The sequence below is a fragment of the Fodinisporobacter ferrooxydans genome, assembly GCF_022818495.1.
Lineage (GTDB): Bacteria > Bacillota > Bacilli > Tumebacillales > MYW30-H2 > Fodinisporobacter > Fodinisporobacter ferrooxydans.
Map to the genome: position 1 here is coordinate 2090004 of NZ_CP089291.1, position 22990 is coordinate 2112993.

Annotated in this window: 19 protein-coding genes, 1 tRNA gene, 3 rRNA genes and 1 pseudogene; 17 read left to right on the plus strand and 7 right to left on the minus strand. The window is 43.8% G+C overall.

Annotation, left to right across the window (positions count from 1 at the left end):
- Nucleotides 1–3: 3 nt before the first annotated feature.
- Nucleotides 4–1020 (minus strand): alcohol dehydrogenase AdhP, encoded by a 1017-nt coding sequence (gene adhP / locus LSG31_RS10070; RefSeq protein WP_347439130.1) that lies wholly within the window; start codon nt 1018–1020, stop codon nt 4–6.
- Between the two features lie 225 nt (nt 1021–1245).
- Here adhP and LSG31_RS10075 point away from each other — a divergent pair, with 225 nt between their 5' ends.
- Genes LSG31_RS10075 through LSG31_RS10085 form a run of 3 tightly spaced genes read left to right on the plus strand, consistent with a single transcriptional unit; the run spans nt 1246 to nt 5116 of the window.
- On the plus strand, nt 1246–2394 hold the full coding sequence (locus LSG31_RS10075; protein ID WP_347439131.1) for an iron-containing alcohol dehydrogenase: 1149 nt from the start codon (nt 1246–1248) through the stop codon (nt 2392–2394).
- Nucleotides 2395–2406: 12 nt separating this feature from the next.
- Nucleotides 2407–3693 carry a sensor histidine kinase gene (locus LSG31_RS10080; RefSeq protein WP_347439132.1) on the plus strand — a complete coding sequence of 429 codons (1287 nt, stop codon included), beginning with the start codon at nt 2407–2409 and terminating at the stop codon, nt 3691–3693.
- Nucleotide 3694: 1 nt separating this feature from the next.
- Nucleotides 3695–5116: a sigma-54-dependent transcriptional regulator gene (locus tag LSG31_RS10085; protein ID WP_347439133.1), complete on the plus strand. Its 1422-nt coding sequence runs from the start codon at nt 3695–3697 to the stop codon at nt 5114–5116.
- Between the two features lie 16 nt (nt 5117–5132).
- Here LSG31_RS10085 and LSG31_RS10090 read toward each other — a convergent pair whose 3' ends face one another.
- The 3 genes from LSG31_RS10090 to LSG31_RS10100 form a co-directional block, all read right to left on the minus strand.
- Nucleotides 5133–6020: a 5'-3' exonuclease gene (locus tag LSG31_RS10090; protein ID WP_347439134.1), complete on the minus strand. Its 888-nt coding sequence runs from the start codon at nt 6018–6020 to the stop codon at nt 5133–5135.
- A 216-nt stretch (nt 6021–6236) separates the two neighbouring features.
- Nucleotides 6237–6893: a sporulation membrane protein YtaF gene (gene ytaF / locus LSG31_RS10095; protein ID WP_347439135.1), complete on the minus strand. Its 657-nt coding sequence runs from the start codon at nt 6891–6893 to the stop codon at nt 6237–6239.
- Nucleotides 6894–6999: 106 nt separating this feature from the next.
- Nucleotides 7000–8217 carry a LysR substrate-binding domain-containing protein gene (locus LSG31_RS10100; protein ID WP_347439136.1) on the minus strand — a complete coding sequence of 406 codons (1218 nt, stop codon included), beginning with the start codon at nt 8215–8217 and terminating at the stop codon, nt 7000–7002.
- Between the two features lie 223 nt (nt 8218–8440).
- Between LSG31_RS10100 and LSG31_RS10105 the strand changes: the two genes are divergently transcribed.
- The 3 genes from LSG31_RS10105 to LSG31_RS10115 all read left to right on the plus strand — a co-directional run bounded on the left by LSG31_RS10105 (nt 8441) and on the right by LSG31_RS10115 (nt 9618).
- Nucleotides 8441–8752: a hypothetical protein gene (locus LSG31_RS10105; protein ID WP_347439137.1), complete on the plus strand. Its 312-nt coding sequence runs from the start codon at nt 8441–8443 to the stop codon at nt 8750–8752.
- A gap of 171 nt (nt 8753–8923) precedes the next feature.
- Nucleotides 8924–9451: a hypothetical protein gene (locus LSG31_RS10110; protein WP_347439138.1), complete on the plus strand. Its 528-nt coding sequence runs from the start codon at nt 8924–8926 to the stop codon at nt 9449–9451.
- Between the two features lie 11 nt (nt 9452–9462).
- Nucleotides 9463–9618 (plus strand): hypothetical protein, encoded by a 156-nt coding sequence (locus LSG31_RS10115; protein ID WP_347439139.1) that lies wholly within the window; start codon nt 9463–9465, stop codon nt 9616–9618.
- Between the two features lie 77 nt (nt 9619–9695).
- Here the strand turns inward: LSG31_RS10115 and LSG31_RS10120 are convergent, their stop codons facing one another.
- Nucleotides 9696–10067 (minus strand): CotD family spore coat protein, encoded by a 372-nt coding sequence (locus LSG31_RS10120; protein ID WP_347439140.1) that lies wholly within the window; start codon nt 10065–10067, stop codon nt 9696–9698.
- A 298-nt stretch (nt 10068–10365) separates the two neighbouring features.
- Here LSG31_RS10120 and LSG31_RS10125 point away from each other — a divergent pair, with 298 nt between their 5' ends.
- Nucleotides 10366–10605: an aspartyl-phosphate phosphatase Spo0E family protein gene (locus LSG31_RS10125; RefSeq protein ID WP_347439141.1), complete on the plus strand. Its 240-nt coding sequence runs from the start codon at nt 10366–10368 to the stop codon at nt 10603–10605.
- Nucleotides 10606–10800: 195 nt separating this feature from the next.
- Nucleotides 10801–11673: an MYG1 family protein gene (locus tag LSG31_RS10130; RefSeq protein ID WP_347439142.1), complete on the plus strand. Its 873-nt coding sequence runs from the start codon at nt 10801–10803 to the stop codon at nt 11671–11673.
- Nucleotides 11674–11689: 16 nt separating this feature from the next.
- Here LSG31_RS10130 and dinB read toward each other — a convergent pair whose 3' ends face one another.
- Nucleotides 11690–12883, minus strand: a complete 1194-nt coding sequence (gene dinB / locus LSG31_RS10135) for a DNA polymerase IV (protein ID WP_347439143.1) — start codon at nt 12881–12883, stop codon at nt 11690–11692.
- A 556-nt stretch (nt 12884–13439) separates the two neighbouring features.
- On the opposite strand from dinB, the gene LSG31_RS10140 reads away from it, so the two are divergent.
- The 4 genes from LSG31_RS10140 (at nt 13440) to LSG31_RS10155 (ending at nt 18916) form a co-directional block, all read left to right on the plus strand.
- Nucleotides 13440–14983 (plus strand): 16S ribosomal RNA (locus LSG31_RS10140).
- A gap of 480 nt (nt 14984–15463) precedes the next feature.
- Nucleotides 15464–18441: ribosomal RNA gene (locus LSG31_RS10145) — 23S ribosomal RNA — on the plus strand.
- A gap of 221 nt (nt 18442–18662) precedes the next feature.
- A 5S ribosomal RNA gene (gene rrf / locus LSG31_RS10150) occupies nt 18663–18779 on the plus strand.
- The 16S, 23S and 5S rRNA genes sit together here with 1 tRNA gene alongside, the layout of an rRNA operon.
- A gap of 62 nt (nt 18780–18841) precedes the next feature.
- Nucleotides 18842–18916: transfer RNA gene (locus LSG31_RS10155), tRNA-Val, on the plus strand.
- A gap of 173 nt (nt 18917–19089) precedes the next feature.
- Here LSG31_RS10155 and LSG31_RS10160 read toward each other — a convergent pair.
- On the minus strand, nt 19090–19557 hold the full coding sequence (locus LSG31_RS10160; RefSeq protein WP_347439144.1) for a DUF4362 domain-containing protein: 468 nt from the start codon (nt 19555–19557) through the stop codon (nt 19090–19092).
- A gap of 282 nt (nt 19558–19839) precedes the next feature.
- On the opposite strand from LSG31_RS10160, the gene LSG31_RS10165 reads away from it, so the two are divergent.
- The 5 genes and pseudogenes from LSG31_RS10165 (at nt 19840) to LSG31_RS10185 (ending at nt 22898) form a co-directional block, all read left to right on the plus strand.
- Complete coding sequence (locus tag LSG31_RS10165; RefSeq protein ID WP_347439145.1) at nt 19840–20139, plus strand: EthD family reductase; 300 nt, start codon at nt 19840–19842, stop codon at nt 20137–20139.
- Nucleotides 20140–20156: 17 nt separating this feature from the next.
- Complete coding sequence (locus LSG31_RS10170; RefSeq protein ID WP_347439146.1) at nt 20157–20627, plus strand: hotdog fold thioesterase; 471 nt, start codon at nt 20157–20159, stop codon at nt 20625–20627.
- Nucleotides 20628–20737: 110 nt separating this feature from the next.
- On the plus strand, nt 20738–21148 hold the full coding sequence (locus tag LSG31_RS10175) for a PaaI family thioesterase (RefSeq protein WP_347439147.1): 411 nt from the start codon (nt 20738–20740) through the stop codon (nt 21146–21148).
- A gap of 113 nt (nt 21149–21261) precedes the next feature.
- A pseudogene (locus LSG31_RS10180) lies at nt 21262–21408 on the plus strand (enoyl-CoA hydratase); the annotation flags it as partial.
- Nucleotides 21409–21572: 164 nt separating this feature from the next.
- Nucleotides 21573–22898 (plus strand): phenylacetate--CoA ligase family protein, encoded by a 1326-nt coding sequence (locus tag LSG31_RS10185; protein WP_347439148.1) that lies wholly within the window; start codon nt 21573–21575, stop codon nt 22896–22898.
- Nucleotides 22899–22990: the final 92 nt, after the last annotated feature.

Consider the following 22990-nt stretch of genomic DNA (forward strand, 5'->3'; position numbering starts at 1 on the left):
TGTTTAGTCTTTCATTTTTAGTACAACGCGTCCGTTAATCTGGCCTTTTTCCATCCGCTCAAATATTTCATTGATGTTTTCCAGAGGTTGTGTTTCAATGATTGTCCTAACTTTGCCGCGAGCAGCAAAATCCAAAGCTTCCTGAAGATCTTTACGGGTGCCGACGATTGACCCTTTTACTGTGACGCCATTTAATACTGTGTTAAAAATAGGGATTGGAATATCACCCGTCGGCAAGCCGACAACCACTAACGTACCGCCGCGACGCACAGAACGATATGCCTGCTCAAAAGCCTTTGGCGTTACAGCCACACTTACAGATGCATGTGCTCCTCCCACAAGTTTCTCGATTTCTTGGACCGGATCTACCTGCTTGCTATTCACTGTCAGGTCTGCACCCAGTTTGGCAGCAAGCTCAAGTTTATCATCTTGAATGTCCACGGCGATTACATTTAACCCCATCGCTTTTGCATATTGAAGCGCAACATGTCCAAGTCCGCCAATTCCATAAATGGCGACCCATTCGCCGGGTTTGGCATTTGTGACCTTCAGTGCTTTATATGTTGTTACACCTGCACAGAAAATGGGTGCCGCTTCTTCAAAGCTTAACCCTTCAGGGATTTTTGCGACATAAGCGGCAGGCGCTTTGCAATACTCGGCATAACCGCCATCAACGGAATAACCGGCATTCAATTGGTCTTTGCACAAAGTCTCCCACCCGGTCAAACAATACTCGCATTCGCCACAAGCCGAATACAGCCAAGGGATCCCAACGCGGTCACCGACTTTTATGGATGCAACACCTTCACCCACTTGAACAACCGTTCCCACCCCTTCATGTCCGGGAATTAAAGGCAATTTGGGTTTTATCGGCCAATCCCCATGTGCGGCATGCAAATCGGTATGACAGACCCCGCATGCATGAATATCAACTAATACTTCGCCATATCCGATTTCTGGAGTTGGCACTTCTGTTACCTCAAGTTTTTGATGGAATTCATTTACAATTACAGCTTTCATCAATACATCCTCCTCATGCCTTTTTTTGAACTTACATATCATTACATAAGCAATAAATGTGCCAATTGTATGTATCGCTTGTTTTTCTGAATTTTTCGGAAAATTCGAATTGTAACTTTACAAATTTTCGGCATCTATTAACAAAAACTCGGCAAATTGTGACGGAAAATCGACTATTGAATATTGCTAGTTTGAAAAATACAATACTATCAAGGAGGAAAAATCATGCATATCTCGAAGTTTGTTACACCCGAAATCATTTTTGGCAATAATTCCATCAATCAGGTTGGAGAAAGCTTGCGCAGATTAGGGGCAAAAAAAGTTTTTGTAGTCAGTGACCATGAAATTTTTAATTTTGGATGGACGGAAGAAGCGATCTACTATTTACGACAAAATGGACTCAGCCATTTTAATTGGAATGAAGTAACGTCCAATCCCAAGGATTACGAAATACATGAAGGTGTGAAAAAATACTTGCATAATGATTGCGACGCCGTGTTGGGAGTTGGCGGAGGAAGCGTAATTGACGCGGCCAAATCGATTGCATTGTTAGGAACAAATGGAGGAACGATTCATCAATATGAAGGTGTAGACAAAATCACTGTGCCGCTTCCGCCTATGGTTATGATTCCGACAACGGCTGGCTCCGGGTCAGAGGTATCACAATTTTCAATCATTGTAGATACGAAAAGAAGTGTGAAAATGACCATTATTTCAAAGTCTCTGGTTCCGGATATTGCAATTATCGATCCGCGGACGTTGACAACTATGGATCATCGTCTGACGGCATATACAGGAATGGATGTTTTGACACATGCCATCGAATCGTATATATCTCTGGCTGCTACACCATTGACACAGGTATTGTCATTACAAGCGATCCGCCTTGTCGCAAAATTTTTGCGTCCGTCTACCGCAAGCAAATATAATATGGCTGCGAAGGAATCGATGGCGATGGCAAGTCTGCAGGCAGGATTGGCTTTTTCCAATGCAATTCTCGGTGCTGCACATGCGATTTCACACCAACTCGGCGGCTTATTGGATTGCCCCCATGGAGAAGTAACTGCAATCTTGCTGCCACATGTTATGCAATTCAATTTAATTGCCTGTCCGGAAAAATACATTGACATGGCTGAAGCATTTGGCGAAAAGACCTTCGGTTTAAGTGAAATGGAAGCTTCCAGACTGGCGATTCAGGCGGTACAGGATCTGGTAACGGATTTAGGCATTCCGGCAACCGTGTCAAAGCACGGGCTACAAGACGATCATATTCCTGCCTTAAGTCAAAATGCGCTGAATGATGCATGTATGATTACAAATCCACGTGACATGACACTTGAGGATATTGCTTCCATCCTGAAACAAATCGTATAGGGAGGTCATGCAGTGGACGATAAACAGCAATTGATCGAAATATTAACAGGTATTCGTTCATCCCGCAGAACGTATTACACGCAATTGGTACAAGTGATCGAGGAGATGAAAACAAAAAATAAACAGTTGGAAATACTCAGTAAGCTTTCCAAGGTGCATATCAACAATTCCTGGGAAGATATCAGCATCTATATTGCGGACCAATTGTCCCAAGTGATTGAGTTTGACATGTTCATACTCACGATTCTTGATCATACACATCGTTCCCAGTTTGTTTCCCAACACATCGATCGTTTATGGGAGTGCAAGAGCTTTCGAGAAAAACATTTTTTAAACTTTGATGAGAAACGATTGTCGGAGGAATTATCACAAACGTTGCTATTGAAAGGAACGGAGTTTCAAATTACTAAAGATTTAAAAAGCCAAACGAATCAATTATTCGGATTTTTGACTTTGCTGAATCGTCGTGGAATTTCATATACATCGACTGAGCTTGCCTTTTTTCAAAGGGTTGCCGATTATGTAAGCGTATCCATTCATAACATTCTCTTGTTTAAAGATTTGAACAAAAAAATATCCCTGGAAGCACAATTGATTCAATCCGCAAAATTAGCAGCAATCGGTGAAATGGCAGCTGGAGTCGCCCACGAGCTAAACAGTCCGCTCACGGTCATTTTGGGAAATGTTCAGCTATTGAAGAGGCGGCATCAGGAGGAAATAACGAACCAAATGTTATCAGACATTTATCAATGTGGATTACGAAGCAAAAAAATAATCGAAAATTTGCTCACCTTCGCAAGACAAGATGAATGTCAATACGAGTCATTATCTCTTAATGAACTGGCAAGCAGCACACTTGAATTAGTTGGATATCAATTAAAAACATTAGAAATTCATATAGAAACTTCATTCTGTAATTTATTGCCGTATGTTAAAGGCAGCAAATATCAAATTGAACAAGTGTTAATCAATCTTCTGCTAAATGCCAGAGATGCGCTTCAAGACCGTGAACAAAAGAAAGTGGTGATTCAAACTGGGGTAATGGAGATCGACCATCATGATTTTGTTTATGTATCCGTTTGCGATAACGGCGTTGGAATCAAATGTGAACATTTACAAGATATCTTTAATCCTTTTTTTACAACAAAATCACAATCAAAAGGGACGGGGTTGGGATTATCCGTGAGCCATGGCATTGCAGAATCGCACGGGGGAAAGTTGTTTGTGGAAAGTGAAGTAAATGCGTATAGCATATTCACACTTGCCTTGCCAAGTTTTGATGAAGATGAGGGCAACTAAAATGGTCGAAGAGAAGAATGTTCTTATTGTCGATGATGAAATAGAGGTCACATCATTTTTTAGATATTTATTTTCTAATAAAAATTGCGCCGTAACAATTGCAAATTCCGGAAGGGATACATCCGATTTGATTCGGAAAACTACGTTTGATTTGGCGCTTCTTGATATTAAGCTGCCAGATGCCAATGGGCTGGATTTACTAGCCCAAATAAAAAAGATGCAGCCATCGTGCGAAGTCATCATGATGACCGGTTACAGTACGGTTAAATCAGCAGTAACTGCCATGCAAACAGGAGCCAGGGATTACCTTGAGAAACCATTTGATGATATCGATCGCTTGGAATTTCTCTTGGAAGCTGCCTTACATCGCAATGCAACATATGAAGAAAATTTGCAGCAGATGGCTATGAAGTTTGGTATTGTATACGCTCCGATGAGTCCCATGTCAAATGTCATAACGCTTGCAGCAAAACTAGCCAAAAAAGCAATTAATATATTGATCGAAGGGGAAACGGGTACTGGAAAGGAACTGTTTTCTCGTTTTATTCATGGACAAAGCATGCGTGTCGATTACCCTTTTATAGGAATCAATTGTGGTGCTATTTCTGAATCTTTGCTGGAAAGTGAACTGTTTGGACATGAGAAAGGTGCATTTACTGGAGCCGTTAAACCCAGAAAAGGCTTTTTTGAATTGGCGAATAATGGGACACTATTTCTTGACGAAATTGGCGAGGCTCCCCTTCCCATCCAGGTAAAACTGCTCCGTGCTCTGGAGACAGGGGAATTCATGCGGGTGGGCAGTGAGGCAATCATGAAAAGCAATGTTCGGATTGTGGCGGCCACAAATAGGAATCTGGAAAGTGAAGTTGAACAAAAGCGTTTTCGCGCGGATCTTCTGTATCGTATCGAAGGCGTCAAATTGGCAATTCCTCCATTGCGTGAAAGACCACAAGATGTGGCGGTGATAGCCAAACATTATTTAAACAACCGATACGGTATAGAATTGCATGCGAGTGCGGAAGAAATTCTAATGAATTACAGTTGGCCAGGAAATGTTCGGCAACTGCTGAATATTTTGAATCAATCGGTTGTTATACACGAATGCAAAACATTGCGGGCAGAACATCTTCCTGGCCAATTATTTGCCGATGCCAATCTAATCCGGACGATATCTTCTTTTTCAAAAGAACAGTTAATCGAGGAAGAAATACAAAAATTTATTAAAACGATATTGGAATATTTTCATTCCACTGATGAAATTGATTTCAAAAATTTTACAGACCGCATAAAATATATAGAATCTGAGATAGCCAAAAAAATTATCGAAAAAGGACTTGTAGAAACAAAAGGAAATCGCAGCAAAGTATGCAACAAACTCAATATAACACCTAGAATCTTACGATATATTTTAAATGAAAAGTAGCATGAGTCACCCGCATCTAGCTCACTTGTATTCCTAATTCGAATTGGTTGAATTCCTCAGAAATCTTTTCAGTGTTTAGCGATAACTCGAGTGCATGAAAATCAAGTTCCGATATTTGCGGGATTTCTGTTATGATTTCGGCTAATTGCCTGCTTAAAAAGGCCATTTCTTTGCCATCTATCAGCTTCTTTTTATATCGAAGAAACTGCTTGTCGAGATTTTCTATATTGTTGTAAATTCCGTGAATATTTTTGTGCGCTTTTATTAAAGGAATGGCCGCTTTTTCTCCAACACCGGCAACTCCCGGAATATTATCGCTTTTATCTCCTAATAATGCTTTTACATCGATCCATTGAGGGGGCAGAATCCCATATTTCTCTTGAAAGTGGTTGACTGTGAAGACAATATCATTTCGCCCGCTGCCCGCAATAATTTGCGAGACATTGTCGTCAAGCAATTGAAGTAAATCGCGGTCATTGCTATAAATGAAACATTTCTCATTCGTTTCAGTACTCCAACGCGATGCGATTGCGCCGATTATATCATCTGCTTCATATGTATCAATGGAAAGATGGAAAATCCCGATGGCATCGAGTAATTTTTGAGAAGTCAGGAATTGTTCGATAAGCGGTTCAGGCAAGTCCGTCCTTGTGCCCTTATATAAATCGAATAGTTCTTTTCTTTTCGTCTCGTTTCGTTTGACGTCCCAACATACTGCCATGTGCGATGGCGCGTACGTATGCAGCAAGGAAAAGATTTTTCGAAACATAACCGTTAAAGCATTGATATACAGGCCCGAATTGTTTCTTGGCAACTGGGAAACATCACGACCGTACGATGTGGCAAAATAACACCGGCTTAATAAATTAAAACCATCGATTAACAAAAGAGTTTTTTGCTTCAAAAATAAACCTGCTTTCCTTTTCTAAAATAATTGATAGACAATAGAAATTTTACTTGTAAATCGATTGGAAAAAGAAGCGAATCCATACGCGAGAAGCATAACCGATCCGCTTGCTTTTTCTTCAATGAATCATGATAGACGTCATTTCAATTGTCCGACATCGATCACATGATTCGCATGGCGGTTGAAGGAAACGAGTCCGCAGCGGCTTTGAACTCAGGACGTAAAAAGAATATGGATCCCGGTAATGAACAGGATAATACCACTAATCGCAGTACTAAATTGCCCGATATTCAATGAACCGATCCGAATGTTTGCGACTTTGTTGCCGGCAGCCACACCCCACCAAATGGCCAGAAAGCTGAAAATTGCAGAAACAATCGAGATGGCAAGTGGAGGCAACCCTAACATTCCTGCACCTAAGCCATTTGTTAAAGCGTTCATGGAGACAGCCACACCCAAGACGATTGATTCCATAATGCTAATTTCTCCCGAATGGTCAAAATCCGCTTTTTCCGGTTCCTTTAAATAATCACTGGCAAAACTCAGTTTGCTTTTCTTCTTGCGCGGCTGTTTTGGTACAGCAGAATCTCGTTTCTTTGCCGAGAGTGTGATCATGATGATGCGTACACTGACAATAAATAAAAATACAGCTGCGACAATATTGGAAAACATTCCTGGAATCATTTTGGCTACGTATTTTCCGAAAAGAATTCCGATGACGCTAAAAAGGAACGCAATCACGGAAATAATCATGTTCGGAAGAAATCCGATCCGTATTTTACTGACTCCATACGATATGCCTACTCCAAAGTTATCGATACTCGACGAAAGAGCCAAGCCCAAGATCGTTAACCAAGTTGCAAACGCCATATATCTCCGCCACCCGTCCGACTTGTTTTAGGCATCGACCATTCAAAGACATATTGATAGTAATATGCAGATGAACGTATAGGTGTGTCGGAAGGCGGCAGGACAGTTAAGCCTGTAACACTTGATTCAGGAAATCTTCGACTTCTTTGCGGGTTTTTCTGTTTTTGCTGATAAAACGACCTTTAATGGTTCCTTCCTGGAACACGATAAAGCTTGGAATTCCCAAAATATCATACGTGTCGCATAATTCCGGGAATTGATCTCGATCCACTTTGAAAAATTGAAAGTGTTGTTCATATTCCTTGCTTATTTCATCGATGAATCCATCAAGATATCTGCAATCTGGGCACCAATCTGCCGAAAAAATCATGACAGAGGACTTTGCATTGCGAATTTCCGTGTAAAATTGTTCAAGACTTTGAATGGTTTGCATCGTTTGCCTCCTTAACATCTCGCGCACCAAATCGATAAATGCCCGCATGGCAGGTGAAAGCCATTTGTCTTTGTGCCAGGCAATTTGAGTCACGACAGATAGATCGTTGCCGCTCCAGTGAAGAGGAACTAACTTGCCTTGCTGAATTTCTGTTTGTACCGTAATCTCAGGCAACGCGGCAATGCCGATCCCGGTCATGATGCACTGCTTAATCGCTTCCACACTGGCGAACTCAAGTTTTGTATCCGGTTGAACATTTTCTTTTGTCAAAGATTGTTCAAACAGTTCCCGATAGCTGCACCCCACTTCTGTTACCAAAATGGATTGTCCGCTTAAATCCGTCGGCAACACATGCTTCGAACATGCCAAAGGGTGATCGGGAGCTGCCAATACAAACGTGTTTTCGATTCGCAGCAGCTCCACGTTTAAAGACTCCATGTGTACAGGTTTTTCTAATAAGAGTGTAACATCCAGTTCTCCTTTTGCAACCGCTCGTCTCAGATCGGGACATATTCCCGGATAAAAACGCAGTTGTACTTTTGGATAGCGTCTCCGAAATTCCCTGAGAATGGGCGGCAAGCGATATGTGAATAAACTTTCAGGTGCTCCAATCTGCAGCACGCCGGCAGGTTCTAAGCTGCCTGGAACGATTTGCAATGCTTCGTTTGCAAGCTGAAGCAATTGATCGGCATAATACACTAAACGTTCTCCAGCTTCCGTCAGTATAATCCGTTTGCCCAGTCGTTCAAACAACGGTGTATGAAATTCCTCCTCCAGCGCTTGTATTTGCGCTGTAATGCTGGATTGGGCATAGTTGAGGATTTCCGCGGCGCGCGTAAAACTGAGTTCTCTTGCGACCACTTGAAAGGTTTGTAATTGTTTCAATTCCAATTGAGACACACCCGCATTTCCATGAGAAATTCAGAGAGAATGGCTTAGTATGATTATAGATATAACAGAATGTATGGTAAACAACTGAAATTACGATACGATAACAAGTATTTAGAGAAGTTTCCTAATTCTTTCACCAACGAACTCTTTCTATCTGCGAGATTTTGTTTTAATATAGATAGGGCAGATTAATTGGATCATTTTTTAGAAAGGGGTCATTTCTATGTCAACTTCACATGCAGAAACGATCAGTTACAATAAAACTGAGTTTGCAATTTTGGGATTGGTTTTGGTAATCGCACTTGTTGCAGCATTGGTGGCAGTATTGAATTATAACAACGAAGAAAACAATGTGGCGTTATCAGCGGTTCAAAAGCTTGCTGCAGAGCCTGTTCGCATTGATTATGTCGATGAACAGAATCATTACTATGTAACGGATAGCAAAACAATATGGAAAGAAACACTGGTTCAAGTAAACGGTCAATGGAAAGCGGAAAATATTCAACGTGTCGGTGATTTTAAAACAAAGAATTAATCCGACAATGTTGTATTGAAATATTTTTTCAGAATAGAGATAAAGAAAATATCCCATTCCCATTTTATGTGGATTGGGATATTTTTGTATAATTTATTAAGCAAATTCAAAGAAATGTATATTAGAATGATTTGAAATATCATAATGCAACTAAAGGCAGGTTGTTTTTTCGTGAAACTTTTACATCGTTTTGTTACAATAGGTGGATTTGTTTTAGGTTTACTATCCTTTGTCGCAACAATTGGCTTTTATAAATTTGCAGACGCGCAAAATCCGTTTTTGTATCCATTTCGGGGAATTAGCAACTTGTTTGGCGGTTTGAGTGTTGCCGTCGGGGTTGCTGCTGTTTCCATTTGGATTTTGCGTAAATTATATGTGGAAATCAAAAAAAGGAAAATTCCTGATTTTGAATTGACACGTGCCGCATTGCTGTTTTTACGCAAACACCATATATTACTCGGCTGGTTGACAATTGTAACGGCAGGTGCTCACGGGATTTATTATATGCTGCAGTACCCGAATCAAGCGTTTCGGATTTATACAGGGCTTGTTGCATGGATCCTCTTAGTGATATTGGCTGGACTGGGGGCATTCCTGAACTACAAGTTGAGAGACAAGCAAAAAAGCAAAACAACTCGTTTGTATCACATAGTATTCGCTATTTTCTTTCTGGCCGGTATGGTCATTCATACATTATGAGGTGGGAACAGGTGCCAAAACGCATATTTGTCATATCGATACTTAGCCTTCTGTTAATGGTCGGTGTCGTTGGAGGAACATTTGCATACAAATTGAAACATCCGTCCTCGATCAACCATGAACAGCGATTTCGTCCGTTTGAACGAGGGAAAAATACAGGAAAATAATAGAAAAAATATGGCGGTCATTCTCGCCTGATCCACCAGCATAGCAAGATGCCCGCCAATATTTTGTAGGGGTTCAATTAACAGCTTGGTTTTGGTTGCGGCGGATTGCAGCATTCAACTTTATGTTCGCATATCTGATCACTTTCGGAGTGAGGATATTCACAGTAATGTTCATAAACATTGTGATGTACTTTACGCATATGTGTTGGATACACATGTACGACCGGATATCTTGTCACTGTGTGTGTTTCGATATAACGTGTGGGATGAACCACACGGCGTACTGGTGCAATAGTTGCAGGAGCATATGGATAGTAGGGAAAGGCAGCAGCTTGTGGTGCGGGCATGGTTCCGTAAGGCATTGGCATCGCTGGCGCCGGAATACCGGGGATTGCTGCCGGATTTGTTGGTACTTGAACAATTTCTTGGCGGACTTGTTTTTGATTCATGTGGTATAACCTCCTTCAATCGTCTACATTACAGTATGAAAAACCATCCGCAAGCGCCGTAGTTATCTGTCTATTTTTCATGGATTAGGCGTCGGGGTATTCGATACATGTGCATCAAAAGAGCAATATAAAATTATTTTTTATGTAAACGCTTACACGCATGATTAGACAAGATTCGCTATTTACGAATGAACCCAAAAGTAGTTTAATAGACAATGTTGGTTTTTGGATTGTTTTGTAAGCTTTTGGAGGAAAAGATCGATCTTTTCCAAATATAATTGGGTTTGGGTGATTGATGATGCAAATTTTGGAGTTGAATCCTTGTTATTTACGTGTCAATATAAACAAGCTGAGTTTGCGAACACTGGAGTTTGTGATCGAGTACAAACGTGGCCAATTAAAAGATCTCGTGGCCAAATTCGGGAATTTTACACATCCAAACGTTGTACGATTAAGCCAACAGATTGATGAATACATGGTACAATTGCAAAAAATAAAAATGAACCGCAATTTGACAGACAAAAAAATTCAACGATGAAAATGAGGAGCTTCTTTATAGAAGAGCCTCTTTTTTTTTATATAAGTGCGTTGTACTGCATTGCTGTGGTTACATTCCTTGAATGAGATCGGATTTCTGGTAAAACCGTAAAATTTCTCTTAAAATCATGACAGCAGGGTATACTAGAGAAATCTTTATCAAATGGCATCAAATTGACAAGCAGGGGAGACTTCAATGAAATTAGGGACACATAGCCAAACATTCCATGCAGATGATGTGTACGCAACCGTTTTTTTATTGCACGTATACAATGATGCAGAAATTGTTCGATCAAGAGAAGAAGACGTGTTAAAGAGTTGTGATATCGTCTACGATGTAGGAAGAGGCAAGTACGATCATCATTCCCGCGACAAGATGTATCGGGAAAATGGAATTCCGTATGCAGCATCCGGGTTAATTTGGCGTGATTTTGGAAAACAAATTATCAAGAATGCCGGAATACAGGAAGCGGATGTCATTGAAACAATAGCAAGAGAAATTGATGAGGAAATGGTCCAACCTCTTGATGCCATCGACAATGGGATTGAGATAGAAAAAAGTTTGCCCATTCTCGATATCGCATCTGTCGTTCGATTGATGAATCCGGCATGGGATGCGGAGGACTCGGAAGATGAAGCGTTTCAAAAAGCAGTTTCAATTACAAATGTGATTTTTTCCGAGTATCTAAATAAAAAACTTGCTGGTTATCGGGCGGTTCCCATTGTCAAACGGGCGTTTGAAACTCGTGAAATGTCACAGTTGCTGGTACTTCCCAAGGGATGCCCGTGGGAAAAAACGCTGTTGCGTCTGGATCAAAAGAAAGAGGTTCTTTTTGTCATCACTCCACGAAAGAATGGGCAGTTTACCATTCAGTCTGTGCCGCCGCAATCAGGTTCGTTTGCCAAGCGAAAGCCATTTCCGGATGATTGGGGCGGACTGGAAGGAAAACAGTTAGAAAGTGTTACTGGAGTGCCGGGATCTGTTTTTTGCCATACGGGATTATGGCTGGCCGTTGCTGCAAGTCTTGATGGAGCGATTCAACTTGCAAAGCTGGCCATCGATGCATGAAACAGACAGAGCATCATTATTCGTTCTGCCCCTCTTTCTGAATCAGACTCGCCCGAGTGAGTATATGCTCACCAAATCGGTCTTTGATCGCATCGACCGCTTTTGCCAACTCTTTTTTCTTGGTGGCTGCATGGATATCTTCAAACAGGCTTATTTGCTGAATGTCACTTATATGAGAAAATTGACTGACAGATACACCGATCAGGCGAATGGCTTTTGTTCCTGAGATTTCAAAATGATTCAGAAGTTGTTTTGCAGCTGCATACAATGTATGGTCATCTGCTGTGGGAAATGATAATGTATGACGTTTCGTGACCGTTTGAAAAGGGGCAAAACGTAATTTTAAAGTGATTGTTTTTCCCGCAAACTGTTTGCGACGCATGTTTCGCGCAATTGTAGTGACTTGTTCAAGCAAAGCGGATTCCAAAACGCGAATCGCTGTCACATCTGTTGCAAAAGTTGTTTCCTGACTAATGGATTTCACTTCACGAACCGCCTTAACAGGACGTTCGTCAATTCCATGTGACAATTGATAGATGTGGTCAGCAAGAGACCCAATCCTTTGTCGCATGGATTCTATGCTCATTCGTGCCACATCACCGATGGTTCGAAGGCCTAATCGTTGCAATTTTTCTTCGGTTTTCTTGCCAATTCCCCAAAAACGGCTGATTGGCAGCGGATGGAGGATACGTGTAAGATCCTCCGGTTTGATTTCGACTAGACCGTTTGGCTTTTTAAGATCCGATGCGAGCTTAGCCAGAAACTTGTTATAGGAGATTCCCACAGATGCACTTAGATACAATTCTCTTTGAATCGATTGCTTGATTTGCAGAGCAATGGATCTGCTGCTGCCAAACAGTTTTTCGCATCCTGTTACATCAAGGAATGCCTCATCAATCGATAATGGTTCGATCACTGGAGAATAACGCTCCAAAATGCGAAATAGCTGTTTTGATACAGCGACATATTTTTTGCGATCTACAGGAAGAAAGATTCCGTTAGGACAGAGGCGCTTCGCCTGAACTGTCGGCATGGCAGAATGCACGCCAAATCTTCGTGCTTCATAAGAGCATGTTGCAACAACCCCCCGCTCCTTGATGGATCCTCCTACAATGACAGGTTTTCCACGCAATTCAGGGTGATCCCGTTGCTCAATCGAAGCAAAGAATGCGTCCATATCTAAATGAAGGATGGTTCGCAATGATTGCATTGTTATACTCTCCGATCCGAACGTATGTTTCTTTTTAGAATACCATAGTTTCCGTTTTGGAAATAGTCGTTGCTGCCGCAGCAATCAGCTTGACAGGCAATGTGCCGACTCTGCGGGAATTACTTGAATGATTATGCGTCAACATTGGCAATAGCAATTCTTATGTTTTTAGACTTGAATGTGGTTTTTCGTAATAGTATATGGAAGCATATGCGAGATTTATTTATATTGACTGATTATCAGTGAAATAATTTGTGTTATTTCAGATATGTGAATAATTTTGTTCTTAAATTGTATTTGTGAAGTATATATGGAACGTGATATGATAACACCTGTCGCCGCAATGGACGGTGAAAACAATCGACAGAATGCAAGTGATGAAATGCGAAAAATTACCTGTTGATTTGAAATTTCGAATATGATAAATTATAAAAACGTCACTGCTTTGGCTGTGTCGGAATGATTTAAGAAGTTCCTTGAAAACTAAACAAGTGCAGGGAGTTATATATGTAACTCCTGTCATTAGTCAGCAATGATTCTGACAGGGTAAAAACTTTCATTTGAGAGTTTGATCCTGGCTCAGGACGAACGCTGGCGGCGTGCCTAATACATGCAAGTCGCGCGGACGATGCAAAGCTTGCTTTGCATCGTTAGCGGCGGACGGGTGAGTAACACGTGGGCAACCTGCCGAATCGTTTGGGATAACACCCGGAAACGGGTGCTAATACCGGATAGTTTCTTCCTTCGCATGAAGGGAGACGGAAAGGTCCGTTCGGACCGCGATTCGATGGGCCCGCGGCGCATTAGCTAGTTGGTGGGGTAACGGCTCACCAAGGCGACGATGCGTAGCCGACCTGAGAGGGTGACCGGCCACACTGGGACTGAGACACGGCCCAGACTCCTACGGGAGGCAGCAGTAGGGAATCTTCCGCAATGGGCGCAAGCCTGACGGAGCAACGCCGCGTGAGTGATGAAGGCCTTCGGGTTGTAAAACTCTGTCTTCGGAGACGAACCCGTACGGGAGGAAATGCCCGTGCGTTGACGGTATCCGAGGAGGAAGCCCCGGCTAACTACGTGCCAGCAGCCGCGGTAATACGTAGGGGGCAAGCGTTGTCCGGAATCACTGGGCGTAAAGCGCGCGCAGGCGGCATTTCACGTCTGGGGTGAAAGTCCAGAGCTCAACTCTGGGATGGCCTTGGAAACGGGAGTGCTTGAGCGTCGGAGAGGTAAGGGGAATTCCACGTGTAGCGGTGAAATGCGTAGAGATGTGGAGGAACACCAGTGGCGAAGGCGCCTTACTGGCCGATTGCTGACGCTGAGGCGCGAAAGCGTGGGGAGCAAACAGGATTAGATACCCTGGTAGTCCACGCCGTAAACGATGAGTGCTAGGTGTTGGAGGGTACCACCTCCAGTGCCGAAGCTAACGCATTAAGCACTCCGCCTGGGGAGTACGGTCGCAAGACTGAAACTCAAAGGAATTGACGGGGGCCCGCACAAGCAGTGGAGCATGTGGTTTAATTCGAAGCAACGCGAAGAACCTTACCAGGTCTTGACATCCCGCTGACCGGTGTAGCGATACACCTTCCCTTCGGGGCAGCGGTGACAGGTGGTGCATGGTTGTCGTCAGCTCGTGTCGTGAGATGTTGGGTTAAGTCCCGCAACGAGCGCAACCCTTGATCTGTGTTGCCAGCATTCAGTTGGGCACTCACAGGTGACTGCCGGCGACAAGCCGGAGGAAGGCGGGGATGACGTCAAATCATCATGCCCCTTATGACCTGGGCTACACACGTGCTACAATGGGCGGTACAACGGGATGCGAAGCCGCAAGGCGGAGCCAACCCCTGAAAACCGTTCACAGTTCGGATTGCAGGCTGCAACCCGCCTGCATGAAGCCGGAATTGCTAGTAATCGCGGATCAGCATGCCGCGGTGAATCCGTTCCCGGGCCTTGTACACACCGCCCGTCACACCACGAGAGTTGGCAACACCCGAAGTCGGTGGGGCAACCGCAAGGGGCCAGCCGCCGAAGGTGGGGTCGATGATTGGGGTGAAGTCGTAACAAGGTAGCCGTATCGGAAGGTGCGGCTGGATCACCTCCTTTCTAAGGAATATAAGTCCCTTATGGGGATGCGAAAAAGAATGTTTGTGTTACACGGACATTGCCCTGCACTTGGTTAGTTTTGAGGGAACCTCCCTCAACTGGAAACATCTGATGGTTGCATCGCTGGATGCAGCGTATTAAGTTGGATTTCCTGCTTCCGCAAGGAAGCGTGAATATGGAATGGCTTTTTTATGTACTTTGTTCTTGATGTTCTTTGAAAACTGGATAGCGAATTCTATCGTATACAGGATGAATACAATGCGTGGTAACTGCGCAAGCAGTACACAATTTCATCAAATGTTTTACCCGAGCGCTTAACGATTTTTGGTATGCATGTTTCATTTGCCGCCAAACTGCGACTCGCTAGCGGCGAGAAGTGCTAGGAAGAGATTTCGTGAAGAAGTGAGCATAATGGAATTATGTGAACGATGAACGAAAGATCTGACAACGCAATTCGAAGCCGATAGGTAGAGTCGCCTAGGTTAAGTTAGTAAGGGCGCATGGTGGATGCCTAGGTGCCAGGTGCCGATGAAGGACGGAGCGAACGCCGAAACGCCCCGGGGAGCTGTAAGCAAGCGTTGATCCGGGGATCTCCGAATGGGGCAACCCCCTGCGGTTCATACCGCAGGATTCCGATCTGAATCCATAGGGTCGGAAAGGTACACCAGGGGAACTGAAACATCTAAGTACCCTGAGGAAAAGAAAACAACAGTGATTCCCTAAGTAGCGGCGAGCGAACGGGGAATAGCCCAAACCGCACATGCTTGCATGTGCGGGGTTGCGGGGCGTCTCATACGAAGTTATCAATCCATTGGGTAGGAGAACGGCCTGGAACGGCCGATCGCAGAGGGTGACAATCCCGTATCTGAAACCAAATGGACTTCGAGACGAACCCCAAGTACCGCGGGACACGTGAAATCCCGTGGGAATCCGGGAGGACCACCTCCTAAGGCTAAATACACCCTGGCAACCGATAGTGAACCAGTACCGTGAGGGAAAGGTGAAAAGCACCCCGGGAGGGGAGTGAAACAGAACCTGAAACCATGTGCCTACAATCAGTCGGAGGGCCATACCACCCCAAAAAGTATTACTTTTCGGGGACCCCGGTTAGCCTGACGGCGTGCCTTTTGTAGAATGAACCGGCGAGTGATGGTCGCAAGCGAGGTTAAAGCGAGAAGCTGGAGCCGTAGCGAAAGCGCGTCTGAAAAGGGCGGCAGTTTGCGGTCATCGACCCGAAACCGGGTGATCTACCCCTGGTCAGGGTGAAGTTGCGGTAAAACGCAATGGAGGCCCGAACCCACTGACGTTGAAAAGTCAGGGGATGAACTGGGGGTAGGGGAGAAATTCCAATCGAACTCGGAGATAGCTGGTTCTCCCCGAAATAGCTTTAGGGCTAGCGTTGGAGCGAGAGGGATGGAGGTAGAGCACTGATTGGGCTAGGGGCCTGTCCAAGGTTACCGAACTCAGTCAAACTCCGAATGCCGTTTCCTTATCTCCAGCAGTCAGACTACGAGTGCTAAGATCCGTGGTCAAAAGGGAAACAGCCCAGACCATCAGCTAAGGTCCCCAAGTTCCGGTTAAGTGGGAAACGATGTGGCGGTGCACAGACAACCAGGATGTTGGCTTAGAAGCAGCCACCATTGAAAGAGTGCGTAATAGCTCACTGGTCGAGTGACGCTGCGCGGAAAATGTAACGGGGCTAAACCGGACACCGAAGCTATGGATGTGCGCTTTGCGCACGTGGTAGGGGAGCGTTCTCAGCGAGTGGAAGTCAGACCGGAAGGTCTGGTGGATGGCTGAGAAGTGAGAATGCCGGTATAAGTAGCGAAAAGACAGGTGAGAATCCTGTCCACCGAAAGCCTAAGGGTTCCTGGGGAAGGCTCGTCCTCCCAGGGTTAGTCGGGACCTAAGCCGAGGCCGAAAGGCGTAGGCGATGGACAACTGGTGGAAATTCCAGTACCACCATGTCACCGTTTGAGCAATGGAGTGACGCAGGAGGATAGGGTGAGCGGCCTGTTGGATGGCCGTGCAAGCAGCAAGGCTGGGAGATTGGCAAATCCGTCTTCCATACGGTCAAGCTGTGATGCCGAGCGAAATTGTAGTAGCGAAGTCCCTGATTTCACACTGCCAAGAAAAGCTTCTAGCGAGGGGACCGGTGCCCGTACCGCAAACCGACACAGGTAGGCGAGGAGAGAATCCTCAGGTGCGCGGGAAAACTCTCGTTAAGGAACTCGGCAAAATGGCCCCGTAACTTCGGGAGAAGGGGCGCTCTGGTAGGGTGTTCTTTACGAATGCCTGAGAGAGCCGCAGTGAAAAGGCCCAAGCGACTGTTTAGCAAAAACACAGGTCTCTGCTAAGCCGAAAGGCGATGTATAGGGGCTGACGCCTGCCCGGTGCTGGAAGGTTAAGAGGAGGGGTTATCCCTTGCGGGAGAAGCTCTGAATTGAAGCCCCAGTAAACGGCGGCCGTAACTATAACGGTCCTAAGGTAGCGAAATTCCTTGTCAGGTAAGTTCTGACCCGCACGAATGGCGTAACGACTTGGGCGCTGTCTCAACGAGAGACCCGGTGAAATTGTAGTACCTGTGAAGATGCAGGTTACCCGTGGCTAGACGGAAAGACCCCGTGGAGCTTGACTGTAGCTTGATATGGAAGTTGGGTACTTCATGTACAGGATAGGTGGGAGACTGCGAAGCCAGGGCGCCAGCCTTGGCGGAGTCAATCTTGGGATACCACCCTTGAAGTATCCGGCTTCTAACTCGACACCCTGAAGCGGGTGTGAGGACAATGTCAGGTGGGCAGTTTGACTGGGGCGGTCGCCTCCCAAAGGGTAACGGAGGCGCCCAAGGGTTCCCTCAGCGCGGTTGGAAATCGCGCGGCGAGTGCAAAGGCAAAAGGGAGCTTGACTGCGAGACTTACAAGTCGAGCAGGGACGAAAGTCGGGCTTAGTGATCCGGCGGTGCCGAGTGGAAGGGCCGTCGCTCAACGGATAAAAGCTACCCCGGGGATAACAGGCTTATCTCCCCCAAGAGTCCACATCGACGGGGAGGTTTGGCACCTCGATGTCGGCTCATCGCATCCTGGGGCTGAAGTCGGTCCCAAGGGTTGGGCTGTTCGCCCATTAAAGCGGTACGCGAGCTGGGTTCAGAACGTCGTGAGACAGTTCGGTCCCTATCTGCCGCGGGCGCAGGAAATTTGAGAAGTGCTGTCCTTAGTACGAGAGGACCGGGATGGACCGACCGCTGGTGTCTCAGTTGTGGTGCCAACTGCATCGCTGAGTAGCCAAGTCGGGACGGGATAAGCGCTGAAAGCATCTAAGCGCGAAGCCCGCTTCAAGATGAGATTTCCCACTAGGAAGCTAGGTAAGACCCCATGAAGAAGACATGGTTGATAGGTCTGGAGTGTACGTGTGGCGACACATTGAGCTGACAGATACTAATCGGTCGAGGACTTAACCTATACGATAAGGTATAAGTGCGCAAAGGGTACGGTAGAATTCGCATCCGGTTTTGAAAGAACATCTTTCATATTGAGTCGAAGCGCTTCAATAAATGATTCGCTAGAAGCGAGAAGTGCAAGGAATGACCGGAGCAAGTGAAGGAGCGTACGGTATTGGTACGTGACTTAAGCGAGTGATGGGAAATGACACAGCAATTCGAAGCTTATAGTAGAATCAGATGTCTGGTGATGATGGCAGAGGGGATACACACGTACCCATCCCGAACACGACCGTTAAGCCCTCTAGCGCCGATGGTACTTGGAACGCAGGTTCCTGGGAGAGTAGGACGTTGCCAGGCTATTTTTATATTTGAAAATCATTCGGTGAAAAAAGTGGTTTCAATGAAATTCAATCTTTATTGCGACTGTAGCTCAGAGGGAGAGCACCACCTTGACACGGTGGGGGCCACAGGTTCGATTCCTGTCAGTCGCACCATACTTGAATAACCTGGATATATCAACGGTTTTTACGTAGGCTGGACGAGGGCAAAGCATTTCAGAGTGTTGCTTCCGTACAGTACACGGTGTCGGTACAAATAAACGCTTCGTCATTCGATACATTTGAACTGATAGAAGCGTTTTTTATTTTGTAGATAGACGAATCGGAATCTAGTATTGTTTTCGAATAAAAAACCGAAAAGTATTGCCGATGTCAGTATTTGAACATCCTTTAAGAGTATATTCTGTTTTACGCCCGGTTTGTTTCATGTCGAAACCCTGGCATGATGTACTTTCTTTCCCTTTATTTAAACCATTGAACCCGTCCCTTGAGTTATCGAACGTATAGTCAACAGTTTTACCATTAAAGTTCAACTCATAAAAAATGGGGTCACCTTCTGTCGTGTAAGCAGTAATGCGAATTTTATCTTTCTTATTGCTCGTAACATTCGATAAAAATTTCTCAAATTTGCTGAAGTTAATTATCTTGCCATGAACATCAACTACATCCCCGTTTTTAACAGCAATATCGGAAGGATACAAACTTTTATCTGTTGTTTTGGTCGAACTATTTGTGCTGCATCCAGTCAATGATATTCCAACAATGGTAAATAAGATCAAAGCAACAAACTTCTTCATTTATACCACATCCCATTTTAGAATCCTATAGAACCCTATATTTTATTGACGTTCAAAAAAATCAAAATGTTACCCGTTGTATCTGTAACGATTGATTATAAGAAATTGTGTGTATTTTGGTTGAGAAATGAATATTTTAAAAAGTCAATAAAAATGGAGATGAATTTGTTTAAAGTTTTTATATATACAATTTTATATATTGGCGTTATAATAACGTCATATAATTTTTCCGTTATAATAAAAATTGCAAGATACTATTTTATAAAATTAGGAGGCAAACAAATGGTCAAGCTGATTGCAATTTACCGTAAACCTGAGAATATTCAGGAATTTGATCAACATTATTCAGAAATCCATACTCCACTTGCGAAAAAAATGCCAGGTCTGATTAAATTAGAGATTAACAAGATATATGGAGCACCTACAGGCGAAAGTGATCTTTGTTTAATTGCCGAAATGTATTTTGAAAATCATGATGCCTTGATGCAAGCGTTATCATCTCCGGAAGGACGCGCGGCAGGCAAGGATTTGATGGGATTTGCGGGGAAAATTGTTTCGATGCATTTTGCTGAAGTTTTATAAAGTGGGCAGATTGAAATATGACACAATATCCGAATGATATTCCGAATGATATTGAGATACACAAACGATATTACAATGAAATATGTGAAAAATTAAAACAAGACCCTTATGCAAACTCCCTCGGGATCCGATTGGTGGAAGTTGGTCAAGGTTCCGCCATTGCCGAAATAGAGATAACGGATCAAATGCTGAACGCACATGGAACGACACACGGTGCAGTGATTTTTGCATTAGCTGATTTTGTTTTCGCTGTGGCGAGCAACTCGTATGGAAAAACATCCGTTGCTTTGTCCATGAATATCGGTTTTCTGTCCGCAAGTTCCAAAGGATCGATTTTACGGGCAATTGCAGTGGAGGAGAAGCGAAACAACCGTACCGCATGGTACCAAATTCATGTGACAAATGGAGAAGAACTAGTTGCCGTATTGGGTGCATTAGCGTATCGCAAGAACAATTACTTTGTAACGTTGGAAACGAAAGATTCTTGATACTTGAAAACAATCGGTTTGTCTCGAAAATCATGTGAGCCAAAAACTGCAACATGAAAAACAGGAATGGAAAGGACCTCCTTTCTGTTCTTTTCATATGGGGGATATCCATGACAAATAAAATGATTGAAAAAAATGAAATTGTAAATCGATTTAATGATTATTTGGGTATTGAATTTCTTGGCTTGGATGAATTCGGTTGCAAAGCTATGATAAGGATTCGGCCTGAATTAATGAATAGTATCGAAGGTATGGTTCATGGCGGTGTTACCAGTGCATTAGCGGATGTAGTCATGGGACATGGGGCGGCTCCACCAATAAATGGCTTGCAGCAATGTGTAACTGTCGAAAATAAAATGAATTATCTTTCACCTGCCAAGGGAAGTGTTTTGTTCGCAGAGTCGAAGGTTATCAAGCGAGGCGGAACATTGATTATCATGGAAGCGCAAGTGACAACGGATCATGGCGAACTTGTCGCGATTGCTACAGGGACGTATGCTCGAGTCAAGAAATCAGACTGACTCATTGTAGTAAGGAATCAGCCAATATTAAGTAATAATCGGAACACAGATAAAAATTTGCATATTTGAGGTGAGGATATGGAGCAAGAATCCATTGTTTTTGAACAGACCGGGCGATAGATTGTGGAGCCAATGCAGATTTGTAAACCGGGATGGATCTTGAAGTGAATGCGTATGAAGTAATCATTCCGACAAAAGATCGTTTGGAAGCATTGGAAGCGTTCAGGGAAAAGCGGGCACCAGTTTTTAAAGGCGAATGACATTAATATAATATTGCGTTTTTAATACGTTATATATAATATATGTAATATAAAAGATAATATTTTTAAGAAAAGATTTTTTATAAAGGTTTTGGATCATTTGTTCCATCTGGTTCAGTAGTTTGAAAGCGATTCCAAAATTAAAAAAGATTGGATGGGGTACTATGATATTCGATGTTGAAATGGAGACAATGCAGCGAGAAGAACTTAGCAAGATCCAATTGGAACGATTAAAACATGTAGTGAAAGGAGCGTATGAGAATGTTTCGTTTCATAAAAAAGCATTTGACGATGCAGGGATCCGTCCAGATGATGTTCAGTCTCTGGAAGATTTAAAAAGACTTCCTACAATGAAAAAGTCGGATCTCCGTGAAAATTATCCATTCGGATTATTCGCTGTAGATAAAAGCAAAATCGTACGAATTCACGGTTCATCCGGAACCAAAGGAAAACCGACGGTTGTGGGATATACAAAAAAAGATATCGAAAACTGGGCGGAGATCGTTGCCAGAGCGATCTGTTGTGCGGGTGGCCAACCTGGGGATATTTTTCATAATGCATATGGATATGGGTTGTTTACAGGTGGACTCGGTTTACATTATGGTATTGAGCATTTGGGTGCGATTGCAGTTCCGGTTTCCGGTGGAAACACATCGAGGCAAATTACGTTAATCCAAGATTTTCAACCGCGAGGAATTGCGGGTACCCCATCTTATATTTTAAACATCGCAGAAGAAATGCGGAAGATGGGAATGGATCCCCGTACAACAAGTATGGAGTACGGTATATTCGGTGCAGAACCATGGTCGGAAGAATTGCGGGCACAGTTGGAAGAAGAGTTTGATATCAAGGCAATCGATATTTACGGTTTAAGCGAAGTTATGGGGCCGGGTGTTTCGATTGAATGTCATGAAGCACAGAATGGCCTGCATATTGCTGAAGACCATTTTCTGGCGGAAATTATCGACCCCAAAACAGGTGAAGTTCTTCCGTATGGTCAAGAAGGTGAATTGGTTTTTACGTCTTTAACAAAAGAAGCGTTTCCGGTGATACGCTATCGTACAGGAGATATCGCTGCATTGAATCCGGAACCATGCAAATGTGGTCGAACTATGATTCGGATGTCGCGGATTAAGGGTCGGGTAGATGATATGTTAATCATTCGCGGCGTCAATGTTTTCCCGACGGAAATTGAAAACGTTTTATTGAGCTTTCGGGAACTTGCGCCTTCTTATCAAGTAGTCATTGAACGGAACGGTGCGCTTGACCGCTTTGAAATTCATTGTGAAATCACGCCCGAATTTTTGCGACGGTTGGAATATGCGGAACGCCTGGAGGACACAAAAGATGTGGCTATTTTACTGAGAAAAATATCACATGAAATTAAGAACGCACTGGGCGTATCGGTTATTCTCCGGATCCATAAACCATATACGATTCCTCGCAGTGACAGCAAAGCAGTTCGAATCGTAGATAATCGTCATAAATAAAGTAACGGCGTCATTGTATCGAAAAAAGACAACTGGATGAAACAAGCAACTGGAATATGAATCAGATGGATCTGCCGGAGAGAGGGGAAATG